Origin of the sequence: Alloiococcus sp. CFN-8 (assembly GCF_049943125.1) — a bacterium.
In the GTDB taxonomy this organism is placed as follows: domain Bacteria; phylum Bacillota; class Clostridia; order Clostridiales; family Clostridiaceae; genus JAEXZL01.
Window position 1 is genome coordinate 1472828 of the sequence record NZ_CP188040.1, and the last position, 11893, is coordinate 1484720.

General features: G+C 37.0%; 8 protein-coding genes. 4 read left to right on the forward strand and 4 right to left on the reverse strand.

The window, feature by feature from the left end:
* Positions 1-28 precede the first annotated feature (28 nt).
* The 3 genes from ACPWSR_RS06595 to pepT form a co-directional block, all read right to left on the reverse strand.
* Positions 29-3163, reverse strand: a complete 3135-nt coding sequence (locus ACPWSR_RS06595; protein WP_426350896.1) for an AAA family ATPase — start codon at positions 3161-3163, stop codon at positions 29-31.
* Between the two features lie 10 nt (positions 3164-3173).
* Positions 3174-4331 (reverse strand): exonuclease SbcCD subunit D, encoded by a 1158-nt coding sequence (locus tag ACPWSR_RS06600; protein WP_426350897.1) that lies wholly within the window; start codon positions 4329-4331, stop codon positions 3174-3176.
* A 132-nt stretch (positions 4332-4463) separates the two neighbouring features.
* On the reverse strand, positions 4464-5684 hold the full coding sequence (pepT, locus tag ACPWSR_RS06605; protein ID WP_426350898.1) for a peptidase T: 1221 nt from the start codon (positions 5682-5684) through the stop codon (positions 4464-4466).
* 191 nt (positions 5685-5875) lie between these two features.
* Between pepT and ACPWSR_RS06610 the strand changes: the two genes are divergently transcribed.
* The 4 genes from ACPWSR_RS06610 (at position 5876) to ACPWSR_RS06625 (ending at position 10175) form a co-directional block, all read left to right on the forward strand.
* Positions 5876-7102, forward strand: coding sequence for a L,D-transpeptidase family protein (locus ACPWSR_RS06610; RefSeq protein WP_426350899.1), 1227 nt, complete (start codon positions 5876-5878; stop codon positions 7100-7102).
* A 177-nt stretch (positions 7103-7279) separates the two neighbouring features.
* Positions 7280-7879, forward strand: coding sequence for an RNA polymerase sigma factor (locus tag ACPWSR_RS06615; RefSeq protein WP_426350900.1), 600 nt, complete (start codon positions 7280-7282; stop codon positions 7877-7879).
* Positions 7866-8792, forward strand: coding sequence for an anti-sigma-I factor RsgI family protein (locus tag ACPWSR_RS06620; protein ID WP_426350901.1), 927 nt, complete (start codon positions 7866-7868; stop codon positions 8790-8792). The genes ACPWSR_RS06615 and ACPWSR_RS06620 overlap by 14 nt, the downstream gene beginning before the upstream one ends.
* A gap of 507 nt (positions 8793-9299) precedes the next feature.
* Positions 9300-10175 (forward strand): PepSY domain-containing protein, encoded by an 876-nt coding sequence (locus tag ACPWSR_RS06625; RefSeq protein ID WP_426350902.1) that lies wholly within the window; start codon positions 9300-9302, stop codon positions 10173-10175.
* 259 nt (positions 10176-10434) lie between these two features.
* Here the strand turns inward: ACPWSR_RS06625 and ACPWSR_RS06630 are convergent, their stop codons facing one another.
* On the reverse strand, positions 10435-11889 hold the full coding sequence (locus ACPWSR_RS06630; protein WP_426350903.1) for a polysaccharide biosynthesis tyrosine autokinase: 1455 nt from the start codon (positions 11887-11889) through the stop codon (positions 10435-10437).
* Positions 11890-11893 lie beyond the last annotated feature (4 nt).

The window sequence follows — 11893 nt, forward strand, 5'->3', positions numbered from 1 at the left end:
CAGAAGCTTTTTCTGTTTAATCCTTATTTTATGAAAAGGATGCATGACTTCCTTCTATACCAGTAGTTATTATAAGCTTGGCCTCTATTCTTTCCTTAAGCTCTGGAACATGGGAAATTATGCCCACTAGACGTCCACTTTTTTGAAGCTCTATGAGAGTGGAAATAGCACTATCTAAGGATTCTGGATCTAGCGTACCAAAGCCCTCATCCACGAACATGGTTTCAAGGCTTATACCTCCAGCATTGGCTTGAACCACATCTGCAAGACCAAGCGCCATGGATAAAGAAGCCTTAAAGCTTTCTCCTCCAGAAAGGGTCTTAACATGTCTAGCCTTTCCTGTGTAATTATCATAAACCTCTAAATCTAAGCCCTGTTGATGGCTACCTTTAGTCTTTTCTTGTATTCTATATAGGGCATATCTTCCTGAGGTCATCTTATTAAGTCTCACATTAGCAGCAGTGATAATCTCATCAAAATATGCTGCCAGAACATACCTTTCAAAACTTATCCTCTCGGAATTAAAGCCTCTTGAAACCTTTGATAGCTCTCCTATAACAGAATACTCCTCCTCAAGACCTTCAAGGTTCACCTGTATAGCTTCTATAGCTGCAAGGTTCTTTTCATTTCCTGAAATCCTTGAATATATGAGCCTCTCCCTTTCTGTAAGGTCTGTCTTTTCTCTTCCTTTGGCAATAAGTTGCTCCTCTAGACTCTCTAAGGAAACAGGCTCTGCTCCCTGAAGAGCTTTTTCTCTTTCAACACAGAGATCTCTTATAGATTTAAGCTCTTGATTGAAATTTTTTATATCCTCTTCTAAGGCCTCAATTTCCTTATCAGATATCTTATAGCTTGAATACTCCTCCCTGTCCTGGAAGCCCTGAAGCCTTAAAGCTTCCTTCAGCTCCGTATCAGCCAGGAGAAACTCTTCTTTAGCCTTATAAAGTGCTTCTTCTCTAGTTCTTATATTTCCCTCAAGTGCTGATTTTTCACTTACTGCATCATTATAAGCCTCTTGAGCCTTTTTAAAGCTTTCCTCAAGAAGGTTAAGCTCTTCTTCCTTCTTACCTATAAGTTTCTGCAGCTCTATTAAGGAATTTACTCCTTGAGGAAGAGATCTTTCCAGATGACTAAGTAACTCCTTTTCCCTTTCATGGGTTGAATAAGCAGAAAGGTACCCTTCCTCTAGAGCCTTTTTCTCTTCTTCTAAGGCTCTGAGCTTTACCTTTAATACTTCTTCTTCCTTTATAGCCTGAGAAAGAGCCTTATCCTGCTTGCTCAGCTCAGCAAGCTCTAACTTAAGACTGGAAAGCTTACTCTTAACACCTTGAAGCTCATTATTTATATTATCTAAAAGCTCCTCCTTAGGAAGGGATATGATATCTATGGTAAGCTTTGAGCTTATATCATACTTAAGCTCATCTACGTATCTTCCCTGTTCACTCCCCTTCTCTCTAAGGCCAGCTAACTCACTTAGAATTTCGTTAAAGTCCTTGTTGCTTTTCTCATAATTAACCTTTGCCTTTTTAAGGTCCTCCTCAGAGGGAATGTCCTTTCCCCTCTTTGCTGGAGCTGGATGATGGGTAGAGCCACAAACAGGACAGGGCCTTCCTTCCTCAAGCTCCTCTCCTAAAATACCAGCTTGTCCTTTCTTGAAGGCTAGATCTAAGGAGTCATAAAGGTCCTTGGTCCTTTTGAATACATCCTCCTTACTCTTACAAAGAGTTCTCTTTTCGGAAAATTCCTTTCGAAGAGTAAGCAGCCTTTCCTCCTCCTGATAAAGCTTTAATAGCTTCACTTCTAATTCCTTTGTCTCCTTATAAAGATTTTCCTTTATAATAAGCTCCTTAGGCACAGCTTGATGCTTCGAGACAAAGTCTCCTAGGATAGTTAATTCCTTGCTGGTATTATCTACAAACTGCTGTTTTGTATCCCTATCCTTCTTGAGAGCCTCATAGGTCCTCTGAATGTTATTTATATTAAGCTTCTTCTCCTCATATTCCTTTACTGAGGCTATGTCCTTCTTAAGCTCTGTTATACTTTCTCCTAAAGACTTTCTATAATCCTTAAGCTCCTCCTGCTCTCTCAGCTTCTGCTGTCTAAGGCTGAGAGCTTCTAAGGCTTTCTCCAGGCTTTGTTTATCCTTCTCTAAGGCCTTTTGACACTGATCCTTATGGAGGCTTCTAGAGGTTAAATAATCCTCCTTACCTCTTATGGCTGAAGCCTTCTTAGACCTTTCCAGCTTATATTCCAGGGCATAATAGCTCTCTTTTTTATCCTCTAATAATCTTTTTCTTTCTCGAAGCTCAGCAAGAGCCTTTAGCTCCTTATTGAGGCTTGTACCTTTAGTTATTTCCTGAGAAATAGAGGCAAGCTCCTCCTCCTTTTTATGGATGAGCCCTGTAAGCTCCTGCCTACTTATCTTGTCCTCATCAATAAGCCTCTTAGAAAGAAGCAGGAACTCAGGTATATTTAAAACATCTCCCGAGGTAAGAGTTAAAAACTCTTCATTACCTGGGAAGGAAATACCTTTTACATATGCACCTCTCTGCTCCTTAAGAGACTTGATTTTATTCTCCAGCTCCTTTGCTCCAGAGTCCAGCTTCTCCTGGATTTTTAAAAAGCCGTAGGTACCAAAAACCCTTCTAAAGATTTCTTCTCTGTCCTTGCTGTTGGAGCTTAAAAGCTCACGAAATTCTCCTTGAGGTATCATAACTATCTGCTTAAACTGCTCATAGCTTATCCCAAATAGCTCCTGTACCTTCTTATTTACCTCCGTTACGCCTGTATATACCTTGCCCTCAGGAGAGATTAACTCTGCATCGGACTTCTGCTCTGTGTACCCATCTCCCTTACGCTTTTTCTTCAGCTGCTGGGGTATTCTTTTTATATAGTATTCCTTGCCTTTAAGTAAGAAGGAAAGCTCCACATAGGTAATCCTGTCCTCCTCAGCAAAGTCACTTCTAAAATTTTCACTTTCTCTATCTCCTCCACTAGCTTTTCCATATATAGCAAAGGAAATAGCATCAAAAATAGTGGTCTTTCCCGCTCCCGTAGGACCGGTAATCAAGAAAATTTTCTTATCCTTTAAGAGAGTAAAATCAACTATCTCCTCTCCTGCATATGGGCCAAAGGCCGACATTGTTAGCTTTAAAGGCCTCATAGAACCCCTCCTATTCCTCTTTTTCTACCTCTTCAATTATGTGAGAAAGGATTTTTATCTTTTCCTCATTTAATTCTTTTCCTGTTATACCCATGTAAAAATCACCAAAGAGCTCCAGCTTACTCTTCATCTTAAAATCCTCTCCCGGAGCAGTTTTTGTCTTCTCCTCCCTTTTTACGGAGTTTTCCCTGGTAAGCTGCATTATATTAGGATATACTGCTCTAAGTTTACCTATTGGGTCTATAAGCTCTCCCTCATCGGTGAGTATAACATTTATGTAATCCTCTCGGTTTGTTCCTTGATAAACCTCCGGCTTAATAAGCTCTTGAAGGTCACCCTTTATTTTTCTTAAATCTCTTTTAGGAATAAGCTCTCTGTGTTCTATTTCTGCCTTTCCTTCCTGATCTAAATTAACTATGGTGACACCCTTTTTATGATTGACCTCAGTAAAGGAGTATTTTAAAAGGGAGCCTGAATAACGAATATTATCATTACCTACCCTCTGCGGCCCATGGAGGTGTCCTAAAGCTGTGTAGCTAAAGGTAGAAAAGTTCTCTGCTTTCACATATTCAGTACCTCCAATAGAAAGAGGCCTTTCTGATTCACTGGTCTCTGGCTCCTCCCCTCCTACTACAAAGCCATGATATATCATAACGCTTCTTTCATTTATATCTCTATTTTTATTTATATTCTCAACAATCGTTCTTACAGCATCCTCATGACTCTTAATCTCTTTATCCTCATAAAGCTCCCTAACAACGGCTGGATCCGCATAGGGCATGAGATAAAAAGAAACAGGACCATATTGATCCTCTAAGACTACCTTGCTCACTTCTTTTTTTAGGACGCCTTCAATATAAAGTCCCTTAGAATATAAAAGTGAGCTTCCAAAGCCTACCCTTTCAGGACTGTCATGATTCCCAGCTATAGCTAAAATAGGTATATTGAGATCCAAGGTTATTCTGCAAAATATCCTATCTAAAAGCTCCACTGCCTCTACTGGGGCCACGGAACGATCATATATATCTCCAGCTATCACTAAAGCATCAGGCCTTTCCTCCTGTAGAAGGTTTAACAGCTGTGAAAGAATATAATCCTGGTCCTCTGTCATATGAAATTCATTTACTATTTTTCCTATATGCCAATCCCCTGTATGGATAAATTTCATTTTTCTAATCACCCTAACCAATATATTTATTTTTAATTATAACAAAAAATGCCCTGCAAAGCTTAATAAATCGCTTTACAAGGCAGTGAATATTTTTACCTATTTTCCACTAATTACCATCCTATTTCAACCTTAAACGGCATAAAGCTCCACCAGCTTCAAGATAACCTTGTAGGCTTTTTCCATAACCTCAAGGCAGGCATATTCATATTTACCATGATAGTTTTCTCCACCAGTAAATAGGTTTGGAGTGGGAAGACCCATATAAGATAATCTAGCACCATCGGTACCACCTCTTATAGGTACAATTCTAGGAGTAACTCCTACCTCCTTCATGGCTTTTTCTGCATTTTCTACAATATGCCATACAGGCTCAATCTTTTCCTTCATATTTCTATAGCTTTCCTTAATTTCTACCTCTACAGAGCCAGGATGATACTTTTTACTGAGAGCTTCTCCAATTTCCTTCATCTTTTCATTTCTAGCCTGGAAGCTATCTTGGAAGAAGTCCCTGATAATAAACTTCATTACTGTAGTTTCCTCATCTCCTTCAATAGAGCTTATGTGGTAGAAGCCTTCATAGCCTTCTGTATTTGAAGGAATTTCATTAGGCAGCATATTTAAGAATTCATTGGCAACGACCATAGAATTTATCATTTTATTCTTAGCAGAGCCTGGATGAACATTTCTTCCGTGAATGGTAACCTTAGCTCCAGAAGCATTGAAGTTTTCACATTGCAGCTCTCCCTCAGGTCCACCATCTAAGGTATAGGCAAAATCTGCATTAAAATATTCTACATCGAAATGATCTGCACCCTCTCCTATCTCTTCATCAGGGGTAAAGCCTATCTTTATTTCTCCATGCTTAAACTCAGGATGGGTCATAATATACTCCACAGCAGTAATGATCTCAGCTACTCCTGCCTTGTCATCAGCTCCTAATAGGGTAGTTCCATCGGTGGTAATTAGGGTATTTCCCTTATAGCTAGGTAGCTCTGGAAAATCCTTTGGGGAAAGCACTATGTTCAGCTCCTTATTAAGAACTATGTCCCCTCCATCATAATTTTCTACTACTTGAGGCTTAACATCCTTTCCTGACATATCAGGAGAAGTATCCATATGTGCTATAAAGCCAATGGTAGGTACTTCCTTATCTATGTTAGAAGGAATTGAGGCATAGACATAACCATGCTCTGATAATTTCACCTCTTCTATCCCTAAGTCTTTAAGCTCCTGATAAAGCATCTTAGCTAGTACCAGCTGATTTGGGGTACTAGGGGTAGTACCTGTGCTGTCATCGGAGGTAGTCTCAACTTTAACGTAACTTAAAAATCTTTCTAATAACTCTTTCATAGAATCACTCCTTAAAATTCCTTAAATAATATTAATTCTTTTTCCAATATTCTTACATTAATTAAATACTACCATATTTTTAGAATAATCACTAATAATTTATTATATTCACTAAATAGCATGTTTAAAGAAATAAATATTTGTCCATAATTCCTAATAAATAGTAAATATATTCTTAAGGAGGAATTCTTTTGAAGGATAACTTTGATAGTAATTCAGATAATCTTTTTAAAGGTCCAGGAAAATTTAAGCTCACAAGAAGGCTAATAACCGAAATAGCTATTGCTATTATATTTGCAGTGATTGCTATAAGTGCTTTTACCTATAAGGGCTACATAAAGTCCTACGGAAGCCTTATCAGCGAAGGTAAATTTTCTGAAGCCAAAGAGCTTAAGGAAGGATCAAATAAACTCAATCCCTTTAAGGCATTACTTTTTCAAGAGGATAACACTGTAGTGCTCAGCTCCTACCTATATTCCTTAAAGGACAGCTATACTGATGATATACTTTCTGAGGAAAGCTTTTTAAATATTATTGAAGAGCTTAAGCCTCTTGCAGAGGATGATAGAGTTCTTTCTGTATTTAAAAATAACCTTCCCACAGTAAAGGAAGGACAGGAGCTCTATAATAAAGCCGCGGCTTATTATAAGGATGAAAATTATACCGAAGCTATAAGCATCATCTCCAAAATCTCACCTTATGCTGAGGTATATAGTAAGGGTCAGACCCTTAAGGAGAATGCACTTGTAGAGTATAAGTCTCAAGTATTAGCCAAAGCAAAGGAATTAGAGAAAAAGGAATACTTTACAAAAGGTATAGAAGAGCTTCAAAAGTATCTGACTATATACCCAGGAGACCAGGACATAATTTCTGAAATAAAAAATCTTGAAAAGCTAAGAGAAGATTATTTAAGCAAGCAAACAGGGGCTACCGCTCCTGTTTCTTCGTCTATCTCTGCTCTTTCAGCACAGAATATAGCTCTCATGAGCACTACTGCTTTAGAAGCCTATATCAACACCTTAGGTATAGAAAGCAAAACTCCCTATGCAGCATGGATAAATACACCTAATCAAACAACCTACATATTTAAAAAGGAAGCGGATAAATGGAGTCTCTTAAAGAGCTACCTCTGCTCCACGGGAAAGGAAAGCTATGAAACTCCAAAAGGAGTATTCACCATGAATGGCGATCGAGGAGACTCCTTTGTTAATAATGAATATAAGGATGGAGCCAAATACTGGACCAGGTTTAATGGGGTTTATCTATTTCATTCTGTAACCTATGATGTAGACTTTAAGGATATAAAGGATAGCATTCTGGGAGAGCCTAGGTCCCATGGCTGTGTAAGGCTAAAGGATGAGGATGCTAAGTGGATTTATGAAAACCTCCAAAAAGGCACTACAGTGATAGTTGTGTAAGCCAATTTAAAAATGTAATTTTCTTAATAGCAAGGCTCATTACACAGCGAAGGTAGTTGTCGGATTTTGAGCTTATATCTTGAAAAGAGTAATATTCTGAGGTATATTTTCCTTAGAATATTACTTTTTTATGCAATAAAATAGCTTTTTACATAGTTATATATAGGAGAGATAGTTATGTTTTTATTTGCCTTTGTTTTTGAGGATTCTCCTCCACTTATAAATAATAGAATAAAAATCGATGAAGCTTTAATTGAAAGAATTGGTCAGGATGATAAGGAGGCTTTTAGAGAGCTTTATGCCCTTACAGAAAGGACCCTCTATGGTTATATACTATCCATAGTTAAAAATCCTGAAGATACCCTGGATATTCTTCATGATACCTACATAAAAATAAGAGCCTCTGCTCATCTTTATAAGCCTATGGGCAAGCCTCTTGCATGGATATTTACCATAGCTAGAAATCTATCCATGACAAGAATCTCAAGGGCTAGTAGGACCTCAGGAGAGCTTCCTATGGGCATGGAAAACAGTCTCACCTTTTCCTACGTAACGGATCCTGAGGATAAGCTTGTATTGGAAAGTGCTCTAAGTATCCTGGAGGAGGATGAGAGAATGATAATAATACTCCATGCCGTATCTGGACTGCGTTTTTCTGAGATAGCACAGAATCTATCGAAGCCCGTTTCCACCGTAATGTCTAGATATCATCGAGGCTTAAAAAAGCTTAGAAAGCATCTCAAGGCGAAGGGAGGTACATACTATGAATTTAATTGAAGATAAATTAAAAAGAGCAATAAATCAAGCTCCTTATCTGGATGTGGAAAAGCTTCTCCAGGAGCCAGTTAGAAAAATGGAAGCTCATGACTATATTACCAGACAGGAACTGCCTAAAAGCAGCACCATGAGAAGATTATCACCAGTATACGGTCTCTGTGCCTGTCTTATCTTTGCAGTAATTTCATACTTCTATGTATTCACAGTGCCCTACGGCCATATTGCAATTGATATCAATCCAAGCTTCCAGCTGACCATGAACCGTTTAAGCTCTGTCATCACATTGGAGGCCTTAAATGATGATGGAGAGGATATATTAGAGGCTGCCGATATTAAGGATAAGGATATTAAGGCTACACTGGTAGCAATCCTAGATACCATGATGAAAGAAGGCTACTTATCTTCTAAGGATAACGCTATACTAGTTTCCGTAGATAATAAATCCTCTAAAAAAGCTAATGCCATCCTGGAGGAGGTTGACCTAATAATTAAGGATTATCTATCCTCCCACAGCATAACCTCAGAATTAAAAGAAAAAATAATCACCGATGATGCAGAAAAAAAGACCACTGCTAAAGTTCATGGAATGTCCGCAGGAAAGCTGGAGCTCATCTATGACATCATGGAAGATAACCCATCCCTATCCTTCGACTATCTATCAGGTCTTTCCCTAAAGGAGCTGATTCTTTTAGAGGAAAAGTATGATGACCTAGAGGATGAGCTAGAGGATTATGACGATGACTATGAAGATGATGAAGATCATGATGATGACAGAGATAATGACGAGGCTTACGACGAAGATGAGGATAATGACCACAGCGACGATGAAGATAATGAATATGATGACGACAAAGATGACGATGATGATGAAGATGATGAAGGCAATGATAGTGAAGATGACGAGGATGACTAAAACCCATATATAAGAATTTATATATGAGTACCATATGATTTTTCAATATAAGTGAATATTATTCTTTTAAAGCTAAGGCTGTCCTATAAGAATGAGATAACTCAATTGTTCTAGATTTATCCCTCTTTTATCTAACAATTAGTTTCATGTCATATCCTAGGGCAGCTCTTTTTATTATTTTAAAATTCTTATCTAATAATTTTATAGTTTTATCTCAATAAGAAACTAAGGAAATAGCAGGTTCAGACCTCATAAAAAGTAGCTTCACAAAAAAAATGCTAAAAAAATATATTTTTTTAGAAAAACCTGCGATAAATATCTCTCCTCATGAGTTAATATAGTGAACCGGGTAAGAAATATAAAAAAGCAGCTGCGATAATTCCCCGAAACTGAGAGTTATCCAATAAAAAATTAACTAGCTAATAAACTAATATTAATACTTCGCTTAATACATAAGAAAGCAAACTATAAAAATAAAAAACAATTCTATAAGGAGAGATGTTAATAATGATAAAAAATAAAACTCATAAACTAATAATCACTGCAGCAGTAGCAGCTACCCTTTGCGTTGGAGGAAGTGCTTACTTCTTAGCTTCTGCTAACAATACCTTTGCTAACAATGGAGCTAACACAGAAATAACTGCCGAGGAAGCGAAAAAAATCGCCTTAGACAAGGCTGGAGAAGGCTATACTATAGAAAAAATTGAAATAGATAAAAACTTATTTAATAGTGAATATGAACTAGAGCTAAAAAATAATACCTATGAAATTGATGTTGAGATTGATGCCTCTACTGGCAAAATAACTAAGTGGGATATAGAAGCTCACGATGACAGTAAGGATAACTTGGATGACAGCAGTGCCACATCCTCAGAAACCACCTCCTCTCAATCTGTACAAGCTTCAAACAATAATACCTCTAATAAATCTCTAATCGGAGAAATCAAAGCTAAGGAAATCACTCTTGCTAAAGCTGGAAGTGGCTATAAGGTAACTTCCATTGGACTTGATAGAGATGATGAGGCGCTAGATTACGATATAGAGCTTACAAATGGAACCTACGAGATTGATGCTGAATTAGACGCCTACACTGGAAATATACTTAAGTGGGAAAAAGAAAAGGATGATGATACTAACAAGACTACTGTACAACCCTCAACTAATAATACAACTAACAAATCAGTAATCGGAGAAAGCAAAGCTAAGCAAATAGCTTTAAATAAAGCTGGCAGTGGCTATAAGGTAACTAATATTGAGCTAGATGAAGATGACGGAAGGCTTGTATATGAATTAGAGCTTGTAAATGGCAACTATGAAATATCAGCTGAAATAAATGCTGGGACTGGAGCGATTATTGAGTGGGATAGGGAATTGGAGGATTAATACTCTGCTTATTAAATGATCCTCCCATAACCCTATTAATATTGTTAATTAGTGAATATAAGAAAAACTTCTAGAGAAATATAATATTAGTTCTAGAAGTTTTTTATTTTGATTTTCTTGGGTCTTTTTTCTCACAACGGATAGTAATATGATACTGACTACCATTATATTTAATCTATACCGAGTGCACAAAATAAGACAAACAGTACGCTTGTCCTATTTTAGTTCTATTAAAAATACTACTCTCTTTTAAAAAATATCATTCTTCGTCATCCTTAGAATAATTCATAGCATACTTTCCATATCTTCCATAGCTACCATATTTGCCGTACTTTCCATACCTGCCATAAGATCCATAGCCATATCTAACTATATCTTCCTTAACTCCATTTAATACAAAGCCTAGAATGTCTATATTGCTTTCCGATAGCCTTTCTACTCCTTCTAAAATGCTATGAACCTTAGCATGGTCCTGCTTAACTACATAAACAGCAGCATCAGTATAACCGGCTATTATCGATGTATCCGCTAGAATACCTACAGGGGCTGTATCTAAAATTATATAGTCCACCTTATCCTTCAAAAGATCTATAAGATCTTTCATTTTTTTAGAGGACAATAATTCTGCCGAGGCCTCTTCCCCTTTTCCAGCAGACATAATATAAAAATTTATATCATCTCTTCTTATAAAACATTTACTAAGATGAGCCTCTCCCTTTAAATATTCTGTAAGACCTATCCCTTCCTCAGATAGACCAATTATGTTCATAATAGAAGGATGTCTCAGATCGCAATCAATAAGAGCTACGGACTTCCCCTTCATAATTAAGGATAAAGCTATATTATAGGCTGTAGTTGTTTTACCTTCCTTTGCTAAGGCACTGGTTACAAGAATTGTTTTATGATTCTTTTTCATTGACTCTCTTTCAATCCTTGTACGAACTGTTCTTATGGCTTCAATGTATTCCTGGGAGACTTTTCTTCCCTCAATTGAAATATTACTTTCAACCTTCTTCCGCCGTTTTTTTGAAGCTATTTCTGGTATGGAGCCTATATGGTTTATATTTAATCTTCTTGTTAAATCCTCCGGTTTTTTGATTGTATTTCTTGTAACTACATAAAATATAATTATAACGCTACCTAATGCAGCACCTTTAAGAGCACCACTTTTAACATTACCAATACTATGTTGTCTCCTAGTATTATTAGGTTCCGAAGGAACACCACTTTCCTCTAGAATATCCATCTTAATAGTTCCAACTACAAACTCGGATACTTTTGGATAATTTTCTATTGTGGATTGAAGCACTTTATAAACCATTTCTGGCTCTGATCCTGTAACCCTAAGGGTAAACAAGTTAGTGCTTTCTACTACACTTGCTGATATGGAAGCAGGTACATAAGCCAAGCCTAAATCCTCTGCTATCAAATCATTTAATACTGTACTGCTTATTATATATGGGAAGGTACTACCCAGCTGTTCCGCTGCGCTTCTATTATAATAGGAGCTAGACTCATCCACAGTTATTGTAAAGGTAGTAGAGGCCTCATAATATGGGATATAGTTATTAGAAGCTCTAAAAAAACTAATTACAGAAAAAAAGATTATAAGTGCTAATACAAGCCACCATAGCTTTTTTATCGCCTTCCAAGTAGTTTCAATTATATTAGTAATATCAATTAAGTCCTCTTTATTGTAATTATTGTCGTTCATGTTT

What these genes read in the sequence shown, in the direction of transcription:
- ACPWSR_RS06595 (WP_426350896.1), bottom strand. Translation starts at nt 3,163, where the DNA reads ATGAGGCCTTTAAAGCTAACAATGTCGGCCTTTGGCCCATATGCAGGA.
- ACPWSR_RS06600 (WP_426350897.1), bottom strand. Translation starts at nt 4,331, where the DNA reads ATGAAATTTATCCATACAGGGGATTGGCATATAGGAAAAATAGTAAAT.
- pepT (WP_426350898.1), bottom strand. Translation starts at nt 5,684, where the DNA reads ATGAAAGAGTTATTAGAAAGATTTTTAAGTTACGTTAAAGTTGAGACT.
- ACPWSR_RS06615 (WP_426350900.1), top strand. Translation starts at nt 7,280, where the DNA reads ATGTTTTTATTTGCCTTTGTTTTTGAGGATTCTCCTCCACTTATAAAT.
- ACPWSR_RS06620 (WP_426350901.1), top strand. Translation starts at nt 7,866, where the DNA reads ATGAATTTAATTGAAGATAAATTAAAAAGAGCAATAAATCAAGCTCCT.
- ACPWSR_RS06625 (WP_426350902.1), top strand. Translation starts at nt 9,300, where the DNA reads ATGATAAAAAATAAAACTCATAAACTAATAATCACTGCAGCAGTAGCA.
- ACPWSR_RS06630 (WP_426350903.1), bottom strand. Translation starts at nt 11,889, where the DNA reads ATGAACGACAATAATTACAATAAAGAGGACTTAATTGATATTACTAAT.